Here is a 19,015-nt window from a genome sequence, read left to right on the forward strand (position 1 = left end):
CGTCCCGCCGGGTGGGGTGACGCCCGGGCCACGCTGGTGCGACCAGCGTGGCCCGGGTTCTGTGATCTGTGAAATCGCGTTTAGCGATTCACAAGTCCGTACAAGGCGAAACTGCTGCGGCCTTTTTCCGGCCGGCAGTCGTAATCCTCCCAGGACGGGAAGTTCGCCATGATGTTCCGGCCTGCCGTATCACACGCCTTCGCGGTGTCATAGGACTTGTAATAAACCCAGCTCGAGGCGGATGCGGGCGGAGCCGCGAGAGTCACTGCGGCCAGTGCGATACCGCCGGTCGATATCGCGGCGGCGATGCGTGAACGAGTTGTCCGTAACGCAGATTTCGTGGTCTGTCGCATGAGTGCCCTCCTGATTGGATTGTGACTGGAGGTGAGCAGAGAAACGAGCGGTGTCAGCTTAGTCGGGAGTGGCAGGTCTGCAAGGTGTGTGCTTTACCGAGTTCTTAACGGCTTGTTTTCGATGGTGGATCTTGCGAAGTGTGCACGGGACTGCCGCACCACGCGTGTGCACTGGGTCCGCACCGAAGAGCAACTGGTGGTGTACGTCGACGAGTTCCACGGCACATGCGGCTTCTGCTTCCATGACCTCCAGGACCCCCATCGGCTCGGAGGACTCCGGAGAGGTCGGGAACTTCATGACGGCACATCAGCATCTGTCACGTCGCCGCCTGCTCGGCACCGCTGCCCTGGGAGCGGCCGCGCTCGCCGGGGCGACCACGATCCGGCTCGCCCCGCGGGCCTCGGCGGCGGCCGGAACACACAGCGGCTCGTTCGTCCCGGCGGTGGTGATCGGCACCGGATACGGCGGGGCCGTCAGCGCGCTGCGCCTCGCCGAGGCGGGCGTGGAGACGCTGATGCTCGAGATGGGGCAGCTGTGGGACCGGCCGGGGCCGGACGGGCGGGTCTTCTGCGGGATGCTCAACCCCGACCGGCGCTCCAGCTGGTTCAGGTCCCGGACACAGGCCCCGCTGGCCAGCTTCCTCTGGCTCGACGTGGTCAACCGGAACATCGAACGCTACGCGGGGGTGCTGGACCGGGTGAACTACGACCAGATGTCCGTGTATGTGGGACGGGGCGTCGGCGGTGGTTCGCTGGTCAACGGGGGCATGGCCGTGGTGCCCAGACGCTCGTACTTCGAGGAGGTGCTCCCCCGGGTCGACTCCGCGGAGATGTACGGCCGGTACTTCCCGCGGGCGAACGCCATGCTCGGGGTGAACCACATCGCCGGGGACTGGTTCGAGGAAACCGAGTGGTACCGGTACGCCCGTGTCTCGCGCGAGCAGGCGGCCAGGGCGGGCGCGGGCACCGTGTTCGTGCCGAACGTCTACGACTTCGGTTATATGCGGCGCGAGGCGGCCGGCGAGGTGCCCAGGTCAGCGCTGGCCTGCGAGGTCATCTATGGCAACAACCACGGCAAGCTGAGCCTGGACAAGACCTATCTGGCCGCCGCCCTGGGCACCGGCAGGGTCACCATCGAGACCCTGCACCAGGTCAGGGCCATCGGCCGCCGAAGGGACGGGAGTTATCTGCTGACGGTGGAGCGGACGGACCCCTTCGGCAGGCGACTCGGCCGCAAGGAGATCTCCTGTCGCCACCTCTTCCTGGGGGCCGGCAGCCTCGGCTCGACGGAACTCCTGCTGCGGGCCCGGGAGACCGGTGCGCTTCCCGGCCTCGGCCCCGAGATCGGTGCGGGCTGGGGCCCGAACGGCAATGTGATGACCGCCCGGGCCAACCACATCTGGGACCCCACCGGCGCCCACCAGTCGTCGATCCCCGTGCTCGGCATCGACGACTGGGACAACCCGAGCGCCCCGGTCTTCGCGGAGATCGCGCCCGTACCGGCCGGCATCGAGACCTGGGTCAGTCTCTATCTGGCGATCACCAAGAACCCGGAGCGCGGCACCTTCGTCTACGACAAGGCCACGGACCGGGCGGAGTTGCGCTGGACCCGCGACCAGAACCGGCCCGCGGTCGACGCCGCGAAGTCGCTCTTCGGCCGGATCAACAAGGCCAATCTCACCCTGTACCGCTATGACCTGTTCGGCAGCAGGCCCAAGGCCTTCGCCGACGACTTCTGCTACCACCCGCTCGGCGGCTGTGTGCTGGGCAAGGCCACCGACGACTACGGCCGCGTCCGCGGTCACCGCAACCTCTATGTCAACGACGGCGCGCTGATTCCCGGTTCCATCGGCGTCAATCCATTTGTCACCATCACGGCGCTGGCCGAGCGGAACATCGAGCGGGTGATCGCCCAGGACATCGCCCCCGGCGGTCGTTGACCGGCAGTCCTTGACCGGCAGTCCTTGACCGGCGGGCGTCGAGTGACATGGGTCGCACGAGGTGTGGGACGCGCCCCCGCGGGGCACGCCTGACCTCGCCTCGTTCTTTGGCGTTCTTTGACGTTCTTTGGCAGCCGTCGACGCGTCCGGAAGGAACCGACAGTCCCGTGAGCGACAACACCGACACCAACAGCCTGTGGATTCGCAGATTCCATCCACGCCCGGACGGCAAGGTCCGACTGGTGTGCCTGCCGCACGCGGGTGGCTCGGCGAGTTTCTTCTTCCCGGTGTCGAAGGCGATGCCGTCCTTCGTCGACGTCCTGTGCGTCCAGTACCCCGGCCGTCAGGACCGCCGGAGCGAACCCCTCATCGACAACATTCCGGAGTTCGCCGACCGGGTGTTCAACGCCCTGCTCCCGTGGGCGGACCGGCCGCTGGCCTTCTTCGGGCACAGCATGGGGGCGGTGCTGTCCTTTGAGGTAGCCCGGCGGTTCGAGCGGGCGAAGGGGGTCGTCGCGACGGCGCTGTTCGTCTCCGGGCGCCGGGCTCCGTCCCGGCGCCGTGCGGAGACCGTACACACCCGGGACGACAACGGGATCATCGCCGAGATGCGGGCGTTGAGCGGCACCGAATCCCAACTCCTGGGCGACGAGGAGATCTTGAGCATGATCCTCCCGGCCGTCCGCTCCGACTACCGGGCGATCGAGACCTATGCGTACGAGCCGGGTGAGCCATTGCACTGTCCGGTCATCGGGCTGACCGGCGATGCGGATCCCCGGGTCACCCTCGACGAGGCCCAGGCCTGGGCCGGCCATACGACCGGCCCCTTCGATCTGCGAGTCTTCCCCGGCGGGCATTTCTTCCTGGCCCAGCACCAGCAGGAGATCAACGCGGAGGTCGCGGAGCGGCTGCGGGGCGCGTAGCCGCACCCATCGGACATCCCCTAGGACGATCCCAGATCGCTCCGGTCCCGCCCCTCGTGCGAAATCCAGCCGGTGAACGCCGACTTGGCCGCTCCCCGGCCGCGCGTACTGCTGAGCCGGCCGTCCATGCCGAGGACGACCACGGTCGTGCGGCCCTGTGCGTCCTGGGCGATCCCGGGTGTGCCGCGGTGCGGAACGCCCTGTCGCTGCCAGGGTCCGGGGCGCCCCGAGCCCACGGACACCCGTGCGTGGCCCTGGTCGTCCCGGCCGGCGACGACGACCGTACGGCCGTCCTGGGCCAGCGCCACCCGGCCGTAGCCGCCGACCGGCGGGCACTCGGAGGTCACCCGCCAACGCTCCTTGTCCGGCTGCCAGTCGGCGATCACCACCCGGGCCGTGCCGGGCTGGCGGGTGGCCAGGCGCATCCCGCCGCCGGACAGCGGGGCCAGGGTCACCTCGCCGGCGCTGGTCGGCAGGCGCGTCGGGTTCGCCATCCGGGGCGGCTCGCCGGGGTTGTCGGACATCCAGTGGAGGACGGTCTTGGTGTCGGCGGCGATCACATGCAGCCGGCCCTGGTCGTCCAGTGCGGCATCGAGGCCGTCCTGGACGGATACCGGGTCACCGTCCACCGGAAGGTGCTCCCAGTCCGTCCAGTCCTGGCCGTTGTCCCCGGTGCGGAACATCAGGCCGCCCGCCCAGTCGCGTACAAAGACATAAACGGTGCCCTGCTTGTCCGCGACGGCCACCGGATAGCCGACCTCCATGGACCGCTCCGGGTCCGCCTCCGGTGAGCCGAGGGACTCCCAGGTGCGGAACTCCGGGGTGCCGCCGGGACCGGCCTTGCCCGTCTGCCGGGCGGTGACGATATCCCGCCGCTGCGGCTTGCCCCCCGAGGGCAGTTGGGTGCGCACGGAGAACAGCTGCAGCGAACCGTCGGCGTGGCGCAGCACCTGCAGCTGGCCCTCCAGCATCGAGCCGCCGACCTGGCTCGGCTTGGACCAGACGCCGCTGCCCGGTGTGCTCTCCGCCCAGCAGTGCACGGCGCCGTCCAGCAGGGCGAAGGCCGCGAGCCGGCCGTCGGGGAGCGGCTGCACCCAGCGCTGGGTGCCGGTGGCCCGGTGGCGGCAGTTGTTGGACCAGCGCACGTCCTTGGAGCGGTTGCCGACCTTGCGGTCGCCGCAGCCGGCGGGGTCGCCGCAGTCCTTGCCGTCGGCCCAGCCATAGGTGTCAAGGAGCTTGATCTTGTGTGCGGTGGCGGCCGTGTCGAGGTTGGTGGGCAGCAGCGAGACCTCGTAGCCGAGATAGCTCTCCACAGCCGTCGGCCGGGAGTGCCTGCGTCCCCAGTACTCGGCGAGCGCGGCCTGCGCGAAGTGGGCGGCGGTGGTGTGGTCCTGGTGGTCGTAGTGGGCCAGGCCCTGCAGCACCGGGGGCACATGGGGATAGTGATCCTGGTGTGCCCGGTGGGTGGGGTTGGGGTCCAGGGTGCGGACGACGGTCGGCTGGAAGCGCTCCAGTACGGCCACGAGCGAATCGATGACCTGCTGGCGCTGGTAGTGGAAGACCCGGTCGACGGGGCCGTCGGCCGGGAGGAGCGTGGGCAGCGTTCTGGTGGCTCCGACCCACAGCCCGCGCAGGCTCTGGACGCGCGGTACCTTGATGAACCGCGCCTCCACCAGCTCCATGAAGATCAGCTGGATCTGGGGAGCGGCTCTGAGCGTGTGCAGCTCGGCCTGGAAGCCGGGCAGCAGGCTGGTCGTCTCCACCTTCCAGGGGCTGAGCCAGTCACCGGTGGCCATCTGGGCGGTCGCCTCGCGGAGGCCGTTGATTCTCGCCCGGACGAACTGGGGGCGGCGCTCGGGCAGTCTGCCGTAACCGGGCGTCTGGAACAGCGCGTTGCGCCCGTCGGACTCACCGCCGGTGAGGCAGACGGTGACCGTGGGGGCGCCACCGCGGATGGACTGCTCCAGCTCCGGGTTCATGAAGTAGAGGGAGTCATCGGCGTGGGCGATGATGTGCACAAACGACTCGGAGGTCACGACCTTGGCCGGCCGTGCCGGAAACTCCTTGCCGTCCCGCCCCGATGCGGAACCGGGTGCGAGCCACTGCCAGGCGCCCACTGCCGCGGATCCCGCCACCAGGCCGGTGCCGGTGAACTGGAGCATCCGCCGACGTGATATTCGCCCGGGCACAGGGGTCCCCCCATCTCCTGCGCCGACTGAGCGCGGTAGTGCAAACAACAGGACTGAAAGGGGGCGAAGTTCAACCAATCGCCCCCTCGCTGAGGCGGTACGATCCTACGACTCCCGATGCGCTGTTTTCCGTCTGTCGTGTAACAGCCGTACGTCGGCAAGGCATAGATTCTGAGGCGATTGAGCAAACGCCTCAGGGACACGGGGGTCAGCGCGGGCGGCGGCCGTTGAGGATCCGCTGGAAGAGGAAGTGGTCCCGCCACTCCCCGTCGATGTGCAGATAGTTCCTCGCAACGCCGATGCGCTCGAACCCGCACTTCGCCAGTACCCCTTGGGAGGCCGCATTGGCGAGCACGGTGCCCGCCTCGATCCGGTGCAGCCCCAGCCGCTCGTCGGCGGCCCGGCAGGCCACCCGCACCGCGGCGGTGGCCAGGCCGCGGCCCACATGGGTGGCCGCCACCCAGTAGCCGAGGTTGGCGCTGTGGAAGGCGCCCCGCACGATGTTGTTGAGATTGACGACGCCGACGATCTCGCCACCGGCCTCCGCCAGCACCCAGGGCATCACGCGCCCGGCGCGGTGCGACCCGGCCAGCTCGGCCAGCCGGGCCGCCTGCCCGTCGGTGGTGTAGAAGGCCTCGGCCCGGCGGGGCTCCCAGGGGCGCAGGTGATCGCGGCTCGCGGTGTAGGCGCGGGCCAGGGCCGCCGCGTCGTCCGCGACCACCGGGCGCAGGGTGACATCCGGGGTGAGGGTGAAGGAGTCAGTGGACATCCCCCCACCGTAGGACCACGTCAGTCCAGCTCTTGCGCGGGCTTGTCCTTGCCCGGAACCTCCTCGGGGCCGAGGATCCGCGAGTCGCCCGGGTAGGGGCGCCGCCACCCCGTGGACTCGTACCAGGCAATCCGGTTCATCTGCGCCGGATTGACCCGGTCGAGCTCCGGTTCGGCGCCACCGGTGGACTGCTTGGCGCTCCACTGCTCCCACTGCCGGGCCAGCCGCTCCATGCCGTGCGGTAGGCGCAGCTGTCCGGGCGGGCCCGCCGCCGGGTTCTTCTTCAGCCCGTAATCCAGCGGCACTTGGCTGGGCAGTGCGGTGAAGGGCCGGGTGTCGGGACGGTTCACAAAGGCGTCGAACATCGGCTCGGCGGCCCGGTCGAGCTGGTTCATCGGCTGGATGCCCAGGATCTGCTCGATGGTGCGGACCACATTGAGCTGTGAGTAGTAGGTGCTCACCACGGCCCCGCGCCGGGCGTAGGGGCTGGCGATCCACAGCGGCGCCCGGTGCCCGTCGACATGGTCGACCCCGTCCTGGGAGTCGTCCTCCAGGACGAACACCGCCGAGGACTTCCAGAACCTGCTGTGCGAGAGCGCGTCGACCAGCCGCCCGACGGCCAGATCGTTGTCGGCCACCATCGCCGTCGGATAGGGGTCCTTGCCGCTGGTGCCCGCCGTGTGGTCCTGCGGCAGTGTCATCAGTGTGAGTTGGGGAAGTTTGCCGGTTTTCTCCGCCTGCCGGAAGTGCTGCAGCCAGACATCAATGCGGTATTGATCCGGAATATCCGTATCAAAGGTCGGGAAATCCGGCTTGTTGATCGCGGTGAGGGAGGGGATGTCGGAGGTGCTCGGGTACTTGCCCGTCGGCACCGGCAGTTCACCGGTCTCCCTGCCCTCCAGGATGCGCGCGGTCTTGTACCAGTCCGACCAGCTCGGCGCGTCCTTCGGCGGCAGCTGGAGGTTGACGTACTCGCCGTAGTTCTCGGCGCTGCGCCCCGCCCGCCGGGCCGCGTCCCACAGGAAGCCGGTGCGCTGGTAGGCGAGGGCGTCGGCGCCCTGCGAGGGATAGCTGCGATAGAAGGTACCGAATTCCTTCTCTATGTAGTCATTTGCATCGGCCTGGGTCAGCCAGTTGTGGCCGTCGGCGGACAGGGTCCCCTCGTTGTAGAAGTTGTCGAACAGGCCGAACCGCTCGGCGAGTGCATGCTGATTGGGGGTGACGCGCCTGCCGAACTGGGCGAGGGAGGGGTCGCTGTCGCCCTTGCCGATGTCGCCGAGCACCTGGTCGTAGGTCCGGTTCTCCTTGACGATCAGGAAGACATGCTCGATGGCGGAGCGCTCTCCCAGCCGCGCCGGGATGGGCACCGGCCTGGCCAGGGGGTCGGCGAGGTTGCCGCGCCCGAGCAGCTTCTCCCAGTCGTTGTTGACGAACACCCGGTGGGTGAGCCTGCCGAGTTGGGCTTTGGTGGGGCGGTCGAACGAGGTGAGGGTGCCGGTGTCGTCATAGGTGTTGTGCCCGGTCGCGGGCTTGGTGTCCGATCCGTCGTGGACGGTGGAGACCGGGCCGCGCGAGCCCACGCCCCGGGCATTGGTGACGACGACCTTGTGCAGGCGCCCGTTGTACTGGACGTTCACCGGGTACCAGTCGGTGGGGATCAGCCCCTCGTAGCGCACGGGCGTGCGCGGGCCGTTCCAGCGGTACTGGGCCAGGGCGTTGTCCCGGCCGAGGGACACCAGGATGTGGTCCGGGTCCGCCATGGTGATCGCGTTGGGGTGGCTGCCGGTCTTGGCACCGGGCAGCGGGTTGGTGTTGAAGGTCTGGGTGACGCGCTGCCTGCGGGTGTCGACGACGGACACGGAGTCGTCGTTGCTGTTGGCCACCAGCAGCGAACTCCCCTGCAGGAAAAGGGCGGTGGGCTGGAGCCCCACCTGCACCGTGCCGGTCTCCCGCTCGGCGGCGAGGTCGACGACGGAGACGGTGCCGGTGCTCGCCGCGCCGGTCGTACGGTCGGCGACCAGCGGGGTGCCGTCGGAGAGGTTGGTGAAGTCCCGCGCGGTGGCCGGCCGTCCGCCCTCGTTGCTGACGAAGGCGCGGCCGTCCGCGATCACCACCTGGCGGGGTGCGTTGCCGACCTTGATCTCCTTGATGAGCTTGTCGGTCCTGGTGTCCACGACGCCCAGGGTGTTGCTGCCGTTGAGCGCCACATACAGCCGGGCGCCGTCGGGGGAGAGCGCCATGCCGCCGGGCAGCGCGCTGCCATGGGGGCCGGTGAGCCTGATGACGTGCGGCGAGGAGAGCTTGCCGCCGGAGCCGACGGTGAACCGCACCAGATCGCCGGCCTGCGGGAACCACAGGTTCTTGCCGTCGGGGGAGTAGAGCGGACCGTCCGTGCCCGCCGACCCGTCGCCGATCCGCTTGTCCTTGCCGATGCCCGTGCCGACCTGCTGGACCACCCGGCCCGAGCGGGCGTCGAAGAGGGTGACGAAGCCGGTGAAGCTCTTCCAGGTCAGCGCGGCGATCCGGGTGCCGTCGGGACTGAGCGCACTGGACAACAGCCGCCCGCTGTCGGTGCGGTAGCGGGCGCCGAACGGGCTGATCCGCTGGTTGGACGGGAGCAGGGTGCCCTTGGCGGTCTCGGTTCCGTCGACCTTGTCCCTGCCGAAGCCACCCCCCGGGCCGCCGGTGGCGGCGGCCGTGGAGGCGAGTGCGGCGGCCATGGCGAGCGCCGCGACGGTGATGCCCCGGTGTCTGCGCAGCTGTCTCATGACGAGACGGTACGACTGGCATGGGCATGTCGATAGGTACGGTGCGCGGCGGCCAAATGGACGGCAGGCAAAGCTTTCCCCGCCGGAGCTTTCCCACCGGACCGGGGAACCACCCCCTACCCCGGTATCACTCCAGGGTTGGCCCCATGGGGTGACGCCGCCCCGCCCACCCCCTTCCTACTTTTCCCTCGCCACCACACAGGACGAGGGAGAACATCCATGCACCGCTTCAGGCGCACGCTGGTCGCCGCCGCGCTGACGACGACCGTGATCGCGGGCACGGCGGGCTGGGCCACGGCCAACCGGCAGGAGCCCGTCACCGGCCCGCCGGCCGGCACCGCCGCATGGATCGCCGACCGCTCCCTGCACCGCACCCTGCCCGACCCGGCGACCGCCACCCCGGCCGAGGTCGCCCGCTTCTTCGCCTCCCTCGGCGAACCCCGGCGCCACCAGCTGGCGGCCCGCCACCCCATGGTCGTCGGCAACCTGGACGGCGCGCCGATGAAGCTGCGGTACCAGGCCAACCGGCTGGCGATCGCCGCCGAGCGCGCCAAGGAGCAGGCCCGCGCCAAGGACGGCAACCTCTCCCGCTACGAACGGGACACCGCGGACGACCGCGCCGCCCGCTATGCCCGACTGCTCGAACCGGGCCGCCAGATCCTCGCCTTCGACCCGCGCGGCCGTGGACAGCTCGCCGAGGTGTACGGCGACTGGACCGCCGCCCGGCGCACCGGCGTGATCGTCCCCGGCTCCGACATCGACCTTGCCTCCTTCGACCGGCAGCACGACCGATACGGCACCCCGGCCGGAATGGCCAAGTCCCTGCGCGCCGAAATGACCCGGCAGGCCCCCGGCACCCCCACCGCCGTGATCGCCTGGGCCGGCTACACCACCCCGGTCGGCGTCGGGCTCGACGCCGCCACCGGCCGGCTGGCGGAGGCGGGCGCCCCGCGCCTGGAGCGTTTCCTCGCCGGACTGACCGCCCAGGGCACCGCCACGCCCGCCGTCTTCTGCCACAGCTATGGCTCGGTCGTCTGCGGCCTGGCCGCCTCCGAGGTCGACCGCACCGAGGCAGCCGACCTGGTCGTCCTCGGCAGCCCCGGGATACACGCCGACTCCGCCGCCGCACTGCACACCGGCGCCCGGGTCTGGGCGGTGCGCCGGGACGACGGGGACTGGATCGGCAACATACCCAACGTCCGCTTCCTCGGCCTCGGCCATGGCACCGACCCCACCTCCCAGGACTTCGGCGCCCGAGTCGTCTCCTCGGCTGGCGCGCACGGCCACACCGGCTACTTCGCCCCGGGCACCCAGTCGCTGCGCAACTTCGCCGAGATCGCACTGGGGGCGTATGGCTCGGTGCGGTGAGCGAGGCGCTCGCCGTTGATTGCCAACACTTCTTCGCGAAAATCTCTTTGCGAAGAAGTGTTGGCAATCTAGAGTGCGGTCATGATCGAACCTCAGCCGACCGGTGGCCCGTTGCAGCCCGACCCCGAAACGGATGTGGTCCTGGACGCCAAGGGCCTGCGTGCCCTGGCGCACCCCGTCCGCGTCCAACTGATCGGCCAGCTGCGCAGCCATGGTCCGTCCACCGCCACCCGGCTCGCCGAACGGATGGGCGTCGGCTCCGGCGTCACCAGCTATCACCTGCGACAGCTGGGCGCCGCCGGGTTCGTCGAGGAGGACACCGAGCGCGGCAACGCCCGGGAGCGCTGGTGGAAGGCGGCACACCGGGCTACCTGGTTCACCGACAAGGAGCTGATGGAGCAGGAGCCCGAGGCCACCGAGACGTACTACGGCTCCATCGCCACCAACCATGCGCTGCGCACCCAACTCGCCCTCAACCAGATGCGGTTCATGCCACAGGACTGGCGTCACTCCCTTGATCTGAGCGACTGGCGACTGCGGCTCACCCCGGAGGAGGCCCTGCGCCTCAAGGAGGAGCTGCGCACCGTCCTGGCCCGATACCGGAGCGAATCGCCGGAGACGGCGGCCGAGGCACCCGAGGGCGCCGAGCGGATCCTTCTCGTCACGCACCTGCTGCCCGAGCCGGACCTGTCCGACGAGGAGGAGCAGTGGTGAAGACCAGCGCCCTCCGGCGCACCAACACCCCACCGGATGAGGGCGGATCGGACCACCGAAGCATCCGGGCACTGGCCGGTGTGCTCGCCGCCATGTCCGTGTCGCTCACCGGCACCCGCATCTCGGCGATCGCCATCCCCTGGTTCGTCCTCGTCACGACCGGCAGCGCCACCCAGACCGGACTGGTCGCCTTCTGCGAGATGGCACCCTATGTCCTGGTCAAGGCCCTTGTCGGCCCAGTGGTGGACCGGGCCGGCCCGCGGCTGGTCTCCTGGACCACGGACTCGCTGAGCGCCACCGCGGCCGTTCTCATCCCGCTGTGCCACGCCCTGGGAATGCTCCACTTCTGGCTGCTGCTGGCCCTGGTCGCCCTGATCGGCTCGGTGCGCGGCCCCGGCGACCTGGCCAAGGACGTCATGGTCCCGGAAGCGGCGGAACGCGCCCGGGTGCCGCTGGAGCGGGCCACCGGATTCGCCGGAGTGATCGAACAACTCGCCACCACGGTCGGCCCGGCGCTCGGCGGCACCCTGATCGCGCTGGTCGGCCCGCTCACCGGAGTGCTGGTCAACGCCGCCTGCTTTGCGCTGGGTTCGGCGATCATCGCGCTCCTGCTGCCGCGCGGCATGGGCCGCGCGACCCAAGCGCCGGACGACGCGGACGAAGCGGGCTACCGGCAGCGGATGGGCGAGGGCTTCGCCTTCCTGCGCCGCGAACCCCTGCTGCTGACGATCGCGGTGGTGGTCGGCGTCAACAACCTGCTCAACACGGCGTTCGCGCAGGTGCTCATGCCGGTGTGGGCGCGCCAGTCCGGGCACGGTCCCGGCGCCATCGGGCTGACCCGCAGCATATTCGGGGCCACGGCGGTCTGCGCCAGTCTCGTCGCCGCCGCCATCGCCCACCGGCTGCGCCGCAGACTGGTCTTCTTCACGGGCTATCTGCTCTGCGGCGCCCCGATGTTCCTCATCCTCACCCTCGACGTGCCCCTGTGGGCGGTGGTGGCGGTGTTCGCGGTGGCCGGTCTCGGCGCGGGCTTCCTCAACCCGATCCTCGGCGCGGTCTCCTTCGAGCGCGTACCACGCCATCTGCTCGGCCGGGTCAGGGCGTTGAGCGGCGCGCTGGCCTGGGCGGGCATCCCGTTCGGCGGACTGCTCGCGGGCGGCGCGATCGCGGCCGTCGGACTCATACCGGCGCTGGTGGTGGCCGGTACGGCACACTTCCTCACCACCGCCCTGGGCGGACTGCGGCCGGAATGGCGGGAGATGGACCGGGCGCGGAGCCTGCCGAAGTGATCGCCGCAGTGTGCCAGAGTAGGCCGGTGAACACTCCCCGAAGCGAACTGCTGCGCCGGCAGTTCGACCTGACCTGGTCCCTGCTCGACCACCATCTGGCCCGGCTGGAGCCGGACGACTTCCTCTGGAAGCCCGTGCCCCACTCCTGGACGGTGCGCCCGGACGCCGGTGGAAAGTGGCTGCCGGACTGGGCGGAGACCGAACCCGACCCCGTCCCGGTGCCCACCATCGGTTGGTTGAGCTGGCACATCGGCTGGTGGTGGAGCGTCACCCTGGACCATGCGCGGGGACGGCCGCCCCGGGACCGGACGGAAATCACCTGGCCGGGCGAAGGCACGGCCGCCATCGAGTGGTTGCGCGGCCTGCGCCAGGACTGGACGGTGGTACTGGCCCGGCTCACCGATGCCGACCTCGATGCCACCGCCCCGTTTCCCTGGCCACGCGACGCCGGGCGCACCGTGGCGGACATGCTCGGCTGGGTGAATTCCGAGCTGATGAAGAACGCCGCCGAGATCGGACAACTGAGGCTGCTACGGAGCGCATCCCGGGCCTTTCCGAGCCGGTGAACGGCTCACCTATACTGCAGCTCAGTGCGATGGAACGGGGGGTATCCCATGGCAGAGGACCGCGATGGCGTGGTCATCTACTGGAGACCTGGCTGCACCTACTGCATAAAGCTGCGCGCGAGTCTGATTCCCACGCGACTGCGGTACACCAAGGTGAACATCTGGCGGGACCGGGAAGCGGCCGCGTTCGTCCGCTCGGTGGCGGACGGAAACGAAACCGTGCCGACCGTGACGGTGGCCGGAAAGGCGATGGTGAATCCCTCAAGGCGCCAACTGCTGGAAGCAGTGCGGAAATACGCCCCGCAATCGTTGCCGGAGCCGGGTCATTAAAGTGAGCCCCATGGCTCTCTTCACTGCTCAGCCCATCCGCACCCACCGGCTCACCCTGGATCCGCTGCGCGTCGAGCATGCCCGGGAAATGGCGGCCGTGCTGGACGACCCCGCCCTGCACACCTATATCGGCGGCGCTCCGCTGACCGAGCCGGAGCTGACCGCCCGCTACACCCGGCTGGCCGCCGGGTCTCCGGACCCGGTGGTGTCCTGGTGCAACTGGGTCGTCCGGCTGGACGATCAGCACTGCCTGACCGGCACGGTCCAGGCCACCGTCACCCCCGGGGAGAACGGGCCGGTCGCGGAGGTCGCCTGGGTCATCGGCACCCGGTGGCAAGGGCAGGGCCTGGCCACCGAGGCCGCCCGCGGGCTCGTTGCCTGGCTGGGTGACTGCGGTGTGCACGGTGTCATCGCCCACATCCATCCCGATCACCGCGCGTCCGGCTCCGTTGCCGCCTCCGTTGGGCTCGCTCCCACCGATGAGTGGCAGGACGGTGAGATCAGGTGGGAGCTGGTGCCACATTGAGCAGGATCGGCCCGCCGTAACCACCCGGCGTTTTTCTCCGTGGCCCGGTCGAGCTCGCGAGGCGCGGCCTGGGTAACTCTCCGTCACCGAGCCGCGCTCACCATCCCCACCTATGGTGAGCCCATGGATGCGGAAAGCGATGGGCATCGGCCTGGGGCCTGGTCCAGGTTCCGGGACTCGCCGTTTCTGCCCGCCACCGTCATCGCCGTCATCGTGGCCGCCGCGGCCGGACTCTTCGCCGGTTCGTACACCTATGCGATGGCCAATCCGACCCCTCATCACATCCCCACCGCCGTCATCGGCGTCCCCGCGTCGCAGGTCAAGCGCGTGGAATTCGTCCAGGGGATGGAAAGGGCGCTGGGCGCCTCGCTCGAACTGCGCCATTACGGCAGCTATGGCACGGCCCGGAGTGCGATGGAGGAGCAGGAGGTCTTCGCCATCCTCAGCACCCGTCCCGGCGGCGTCGGGCTGGATGTGTCGGGGGCCTCCGGCGCCACCGTCGCGGAGCTGCTGACCGTGACGGCTCCGCAGGTGGGGCAGTCGATCGGCGTACCGGTCACGGTGCGCGACATCAACCCCCTGCAGCGAGGGGACCCACGAGGCCTGGCGATCTTCTACATCTCGCTGGCCGCCTCGATCCTCGGCTTCGTCGGTGCCGTCCAGCTCAACGTCAACGCCCGTGACCTCAACCCGGCGGAACGGATCTCCTTCACCCTCGCCTACGCACTGCTGGGCGGTTTCGCGATCTTCGCCATCGTCGACTGGGGACTGGGCGCGCTGCGCCTGCCGTTCCCCGAATCCTGGTTCATCCTGGCGCTGACGATGTTCACCACCGGCATGGTCTTCACCATGTTCAACACCCTCATCGGGCGCTGGGCGATGGTGCCGACCTGGGGACTGATGGTGCTGCTCGGCAACCCGTCCTCCGGCGGAGCCGTCTCCTGGCCGCTGCTGCCCTCGCTGCTGGGCGTGATCGGTCAGTGGCTGCCGCCGGGGGCTTCGGTCAACGCCCAGCACACGGCTGTGTACTTCAGCGGGCACCAGCATGTCTTGCCGTTCGTCGTGCTGGCGGTGTGGGCGGGGGTGTCGTCCACGGTCTTCTGGGTCTGGCGGCACCGTCACCCGGGCGGGCGGGAGGTTGTCCGCTGATCGCGCTGCCGATCCGTCGGCTGGCCGAGCGCAACAACATCGTGCGGTGGACCGAGTTCGGCCGTGGTGGCCACTTCGGTGTGATGGAGGAACCGGATCTGATGGTCGACGGGCGTCGTTCCGTGACTATCGCTGAACCTGATGAGCCTCTTGTGGAGGGTGAGGTTCGGATCTTTGCGTTTGCGGTTCGAACCTCACCTCCGCGAAACGGCTCCATTGGTACATGTGCTGATCGCGGTTCAGGACGATGAGCTCCACTTGGCCAGCGCCACGGTGAATTCTCGCATCCGTCGTGCGACAGGGCAGAGTTGCGACGCCTCCCGGCTCTGTCCTGGACCGTACTCTGGAAGCAGAGAGCTCGTTGGGAGAGAGGCGATACCGTGCCGTCGGACGACATGCAGGAGCCGTATGCCGACCCACTGGCGTTCGGTCAGCGAATGCAACTCCTGCGCACCCGCAGGGGGATGACCCGAACGGTACTCGCCGGATTGCTGGGCAAATCCCCCTCATGGGTGAAGGCGGTCGAAAACGGCCGACTCAAGACACCCAAACTCGAGATGATCCTGCGGATCGCCGAGGTCCTCCGGGTACGTGAACTCTCCGAGCTCACCGGTGATCAGAGTGCGCATGTCGAGCTGTTCGTCGGGCCGGGCCATGCGCGGCTTCCCGCGGTGCGGGAGGCCGTAAACGTGTTCCCAGGTACGACGGTGGGACAGGCTCCGCCCGTGTCCCAGCTGCGACTGCGTCTGGCCCGGGCCTGGCAGGCTCGCCACTCCGCGCCGAACCACCGTGATGTGGTCGGTGGACTGTTGCCCCAACTGATCCGCGACGCTCAACTCGCCGTGCTTCAGGCAGACCGTGCCACTGACCGACGCGGGGCGCAGGCGGTCCTCGCCGAGGTGTACAGCCTGAGCCAGTTCTTCCTCGCCTACCAGCCGGATGCCTCGCTCCTCTGGCGCGTCGCCGAGCGTTCCATGGTCGCCGCACAGGAGTCCGAGGACCCACACACGATCGGTGTCGCGGCGTGGCTCGCGGCACAGGCCCACCGGGACTCGGGTCCCGCGCACTTCGAGGCCGCCGACGCCGTGACTCTTGACACTCTGCGATACCTGCAACCTCTGTTGCCAGATGCTTCCGATGAGGTGCTCGCCCTCGCCGGAGCACTCCGCTTCGAGGCCGGTTACACCGCCGCCCGTCGGGGCGACAGCGGCACCGCGTGGCGGCACTGGGATGCGGCGGGTGCCGTGGCCAATCGTCTGCCCGCAGACTATTACCACCCGGTCACGTCCTTCTCCCGCGCCATCATCGGTGCCCATGCAGTCACGGTCGCCGTCGAGTTGCATGCGGGCGGTGAATCCGTACGCCAGGCGGCCGCCGCGGACGCGATGACCATTCCCTCGCGCCCCCGCCGAGCCCGTCACCGCATCGAGGAGGCGCGTGGCTACCAGCTGGATGGCCAGCCGGATGTCGCGCTCGCTGCCTTGGACAAGGCGTTCGAGGCGGCACCGGAGACGATCCGCTACAACGGATACGCCCGGACGATCATCCTCGGGGAGACCGAGTCGAAGAGCCCGAGCCGTCGCCGTCAGGCTGCTCGACTCGGCGTGAAGCTCGGGCTGCTCGCTACGTAAGAGCGTTTGAGGGGAAGGGGCACAAACTGTGCCTCTGCTGCCCACGGGCCCGGCCTACGGTCGTGGTCATGCACATCGAGAACTGGCTCTCCCGGGCAGCTGTCGTACCACGTTCCGCAGTCACACTATGGGCGGCAGGCCAGGCAGCTCCGCTGACAACAGGGAGACAATGGGACTTGGCCCAGCTCGACTTCACGCTGGCCACCGCCGCTGTCTCGCAGCTCAAGGCGCAGCACCGTCATATCGGCCCGTACCTGATGGGCGGTGTGGAAGGGACCGTGTGGTGGTTGCTGCCACTGGGTACCGGATACCGGCTCATTGGCACGGATGGTGTCGCCGTTCAACCCGTCGGACAGGAACTCCTCGCTCCTCCGCCGGACAGGTGTGTTGATGGCCGTGCCTGGGTCTTCCCGGACCGCGACCGCTGCCAATGGCGCACCCTCACCTCGTCGGACGACCTTCGCGAAGCGCTCGACGCCGCCCACCCCCACCTCACCCGGAGGGCGCCCTCATGCCCGTGACGCGACAACCCGCCGATCCCCCCTACACCACCCCCGAGTGCAGGCTCGGCAGCCATCACCACTGCCCCGGCAACGTCGACATCCGCCGCATCGGCGCACCCCCGCACGAGGTGCCCGTCCAGCAGCTCCGCTGCGCCTGCGACTGCGGCCATCCGCGCCAACGGCGCGCAGTCGGCGCAACCGGCAAGAGCTGAACTGCCCCCTGCCGCTACCCGGCGGCACCTGGTAGCTTCGGCGGCGTTGATGATCAACAGGTCACCGCACAACGCACAAATTTCGTTAAAGGAACCACCATTGCACCGCCATCGGCTCCGCCGCTTAACGTTCACCGCCATCGTTCTGGCGCTACTCCCCGCCACTCCGGCACTCGCCGACTCCACCGGTACCGCGACTCCCCACCTCGATGCCATCGAGCGGACGCTGCGCCAGGTTTCGCCCGGGCTGGAGGGCGAGGTATGGGAACGCACCAGCGGCAACAGGCTCGACTCTTCATCCGCCGATTCCTCGGACGCCGATTCCCCGGACTGGCTGCTGCAGACGCCCGGTTGCTGGGGTGACGACACCTGCGCGGAACGCCCCGGCACCAAGCGGTTGCTGGCGAAGATGACCGAGAACATATCCGGGGCCAGGCGCACCGTGGACATCTCCACGCTGGCCCCGTTCCCCAATGGCGCGTTCCAGGATGCGATCGTGGCCGGGCTCAAGTCCTCGGTGGAGAAGGGCAACAAGCCGAAGGTGCGCGTCCTGGTCGGGGCCGCGCCGGTCTATCACCTCAATGTGGTGCCGTCCTCCTACCGTGACGAGCTGAGGAGCAAGCTCGGCAAGGCGGCCGACAGCGTCACGCTGAATGTGGCGTCGATGACGACCTCGAAGACCGCGTTCTCGTGGAACCACTCCAAGCTCCTTGTGGTGGACGGGGAATCGGCAATCACCGGTGGCATCAACAGCTGGAAGGACGACTACCTCGACACCGCCCACCCGGTGACGGACGTCGATCTGGCGCTGACCGGTCCGGCCGCCGGCTCCGCGGGGCGGTATCTGGACCAGTTGTGGGCGTGGACCTGCCGGAACAAGGACAATGCGGCCAGTGTCTGGTTCGCCGCCTCCAACGGCGCCGATTGCATGGCGGGGATGGAGCGGGAGGCCAACCCCACGCCGGCCGGGCCGACCGGGGATGTGCCGGTGATCGCCGTTGGCGGGCTGGGGGTCGGGATCAAGGAGAAGGATTCCTCCTCGGCGTTCGGTCCGCGGCTGCCGAATGCGTCGGACGCCAAGTGTCTTGTGGGGCTGCATGACAACACCAATGCCGATCGCGACTATGACACGGTGAACCCGGAGGAGAGCGCGCTCCGGGCGCTGGTGGAGAGTGCGGACAAGCACATCGAGATTTCGCAGCAGGATCTCCATGCCACCTGCCCGCCGATCGCCAAGTACGACATCCGGCTCTATGACGCGCTCGCCGCCAAGATCGCTGCGGGGGTGAAGGTCCGCATCGTGGTCAGTGATCCGGCCAACCGGGGCACCATCGGCAGCGGGGGCTACTCGCAGATCAAGTCGCTGTCCGAGATCAGTGATGTGCTCCGGGACCGGCTCGCCCGGATCAAGGGGGGTCGGCAGGGCGCCAAGGAGGCGATGTGCGCCGGCCTGCAACTGGGGTCCTTCCGGAGTTCGGGCAATGCCAAGTGGGCCGATGGGCACGCGTATCCGCTGCACCACAAGCTGGTGGCCGTGGACGGCTCGGCGTTCTACATCGGTTCGAAGAATCTGTATCCCTCGTGGCTGCAGGACTTCGGCTACCTCGTGGAGAGCCCGGAGGCCGCCGCACAGCTGGAGCGGAAGCTGTTGGACCCGGAGTGGCAGTACTCGCGGGCGACCGCCACGGTCGACTATCAGCGGGGAATCTGCTCGGTGTGACTCCGGAATAAACGGGCGTTTGTTCGTTGAATTCGCCTGAAAGTTCGGCCATTTCGGGGTTTGCC

General features: G+C 69.0%; 17 protein-coding genes and 1 pseudogene. 14 read left to right on the forward strand and 4 right to left on the reverse strand.

Features of this window, described 5'->3' with window-relative positions; all coding sequences use genetic code 11:
• Positions 1 to 80: 80 nt before the first annotated feature.
• Positions 81 to 353: a hypothetical protein gene (locus ABCR83_RS21350; protein WP_462696708.1), complete on the reverse strand. Its 273-nt coding sequence runs from the start codon at positions 351 to 353 to the stop codon at positions 81 to 83.
• Positions 354 to 649: 296 nt separating this feature from the next.
• Here ABCR83_RS21350 and ABCR83_RS21355 point away from each other — a divergent pair, with 296 nt between their 5' ends.
• Entirely contained in the window at positions 650 to 2,293 is a 1,644-nt protein-coding gene (locus ABCR83_RS21355) for a GMC oxidoreductase (protein ID WP_462696746.1), read from the forward strand.
• Positions 2,294 to 2,460: 167 nt separating this feature from the next.
• Entirely contained in the window at positions 2,461 to 3,216 is a 756-nt protein-coding gene (locus ABCR83_RS21360) for a thioesterase II family protein (protein WP_462696709.1), read from the forward strand.
• Positions 3,217 to 3,236: 20 nt separating this feature from the next.
• Here ABCR83_RS21360 and ABCR83_RS21365 read toward each other — a convergent pair whose 3' ends face one another.
• The 3 genes from ABCR83_RS21365 to ABCR83_RS21375 form a co-directional block, all read right to left on the reverse strand.
• The gene (locus tag ABCR83_RS21365; RefSeq protein WP_462696710.1) at positions 3,237 to 5,378 is read right to left on the reverse strand and encodes a PIG-L family deacetylase; all 2,142 of its coding nucleotides are present in this window, start codon (positions 5,376 to 5,378) and stop codon (positions 3,237 to 3,239) included.
• A 235-nt stretch (positions 5,379 to 5,613) separates the two neighbouring features.
• Complete coding sequence (locus tag ABCR83_RS21370) at positions 5,614 to 6,174, reverse strand: GNAT family N-acetyltransferase (RefSeq protein WP_462696711.1); 561 nt, start codon at positions 6,172 to 6,174, stop codon at positions 5,614 to 5,616.
• Positions 6,175 to 6,194: 20 nt separating this feature from the next.
• Positions 6,195 to 8,942 (reverse strand): bifunctional YncE family protein/alkaline phosphatase family protein, encoded by a 2,748-nt coding sequence (locus ABCR83_RS21375; protein ID WP_462696712.1) that lies wholly within the window; start codon positions 8,940 to 8,942, stop codon positions 6,195 to 6,197.
• Positions 8,943 to 9,161: 219 nt separating this feature from the next.
• Here ABCR83_RS21375 and ABCR83_RS21380 point away from each other — a divergent pair, with 219 nt between their 5' ends.
• The 12 genes and pseudogenes from ABCR83_RS21380 (at position 9,162) to ABCR83_RS21435 (ending at position 18,950) form a co-directional block, all read left to right on the forward strand.
• Positions 9,162 to 10,310: an alpha/beta hydrolase gene (locus tag ABCR83_RS21380; RefSeq protein WP_462696713.1), complete on the forward strand. Its 1,149-nt coding sequence runs from the start codon at positions 9,162 to 9,164 to the stop codon at positions 10,308 to 10,310.
• 81 nt (positions 10,311 to 10,391) lie between these two features.
• Positions 10,392 to 11,024, forward strand: a complete 633-nt coding sequence (locus ABCR83_RS21385) for a helix-turn-helix domain-containing protein (RefSeq protein ID WP_462696714.1) — start codon at positions 10,392 to 10,394, stop codon at positions 11,022 to 11,024.
• Positions 11,021 to 12,313: an MFS transporter gene (locus ABCR83_RS21390; RefSeq protein ID WP_462696747.1), complete on the forward strand. Its 1,293-nt coding sequence runs from the start codon at positions 11,021 to 11,023 to the stop codon at positions 12,311 to 12,313. Before ABCR83_RS21385 ends, ABCR83_RS21390 begins: the two co-directional genes overlap by 4 nt.
• 26 nt (positions 12,314 to 12,339) lie before the next feature.
• Complete coding sequence (locus ABCR83_RS21395; RefSeq protein ID WP_462696715.1) at positions 12,340 to 12,879, forward strand: DinB family protein; 540 nt, start codon at positions 12,340 to 12,342, stop codon at positions 12,877 to 12,879.
• Between the two features lie 48 nt (positions 12,880 to 12,927).
• Positions 12,928 to 13,209 (forward strand): glutaredoxin domain-containing protein, encoded by a 282-nt coding sequence (locus ABCR83_RS21400; protein WP_462696716.1) that lies wholly within the window; start codon positions 12,928 to 12,930, stop codon positions 13,207 to 13,209.
• Positions 13,210 to 13,219: 10 nt separating this feature from the next.
• The gene (locus tag ABCR83_RS21405) at positions 13,220 to 13,735 is read left to right on the forward strand and encodes a GNAT family N-acetyltransferase (RefSeq protein ID WP_462696717.1); all 516 of its coding nucleotides are present in this window, start codon (positions 13,220 to 13,222) and stop codon (positions 13,733 to 13,735) included.
• Between the two features lie 123 nt (positions 13,736 to 13,858).
• Complete coding sequence (locus ABCR83_RS21410) at positions 13,859 to 14,884, forward strand: ABC-2 transporter permease (protein ID WP_462696718.1); 1,026 nt, start codon at positions 13,859 to 13,861, stop codon at positions 14,882 to 14,884.
• A 5-nt stretch (positions 14,885 to 14,889) separates the two neighbouring features.
• A pseudogene (locus ABCR83_RS21415) lies at positions 14,890 to 15,006 on the forward strand (epoxide hydrolase); the annotation flags it as partial.
• A 273-nt stretch (positions 15,007 to 15,279) separates the two neighbouring features.
• Positions 15,280 to 16,515, forward strand: a complete 1,236-nt coding sequence (locus tag ABCR83_RS21420; RefSeq protein WP_462696719.1) for a helix-turn-helix domain-containing protein — start codon at positions 15,280 to 15,282, stop codon at positions 16,513 to 16,515.
• 176 nt (positions 16,516 to 16,691) lie between these two features.
• Complete coding sequence (locus ABCR83_RS21425) at positions 16,692 to 17,036, forward strand: hypothetical protein (protein ID WP_462696720.1); 345 nt, start codon at positions 16,692 to 16,694, stop codon at positions 17,034 to 17,036.
• Entirely contained in the window at positions 17,033 to 17,230 is a 198-nt protein-coding gene (locus ABCR83_RS21430; RefSeq protein ID WP_462696721.1) for a hypothetical protein, read from the forward strand. Before ABCR83_RS21425 ends, ABCR83_RS21430 begins: the two co-directional genes overlap by 4 nt.
• A 100-nt stretch (positions 17,231 to 17,330) precedes the next feature.
• Positions 17,331 to 18,950, forward strand: a complete 1,620-nt coding sequence (locus ABCR83_RS21435) for a phospholipase D-like domain-containing protein (RefSeq protein ID WP_462696722.1) — start codon at positions 17,331 to 17,333, stop codon at positions 18,948 to 18,950.
• Positions 18,951 to 19,015 lie beyond the last annotated feature (65 nt).

The sequence above is a fragment of the Streptomyces xingningensis genome (assembly GCF_054957865.1).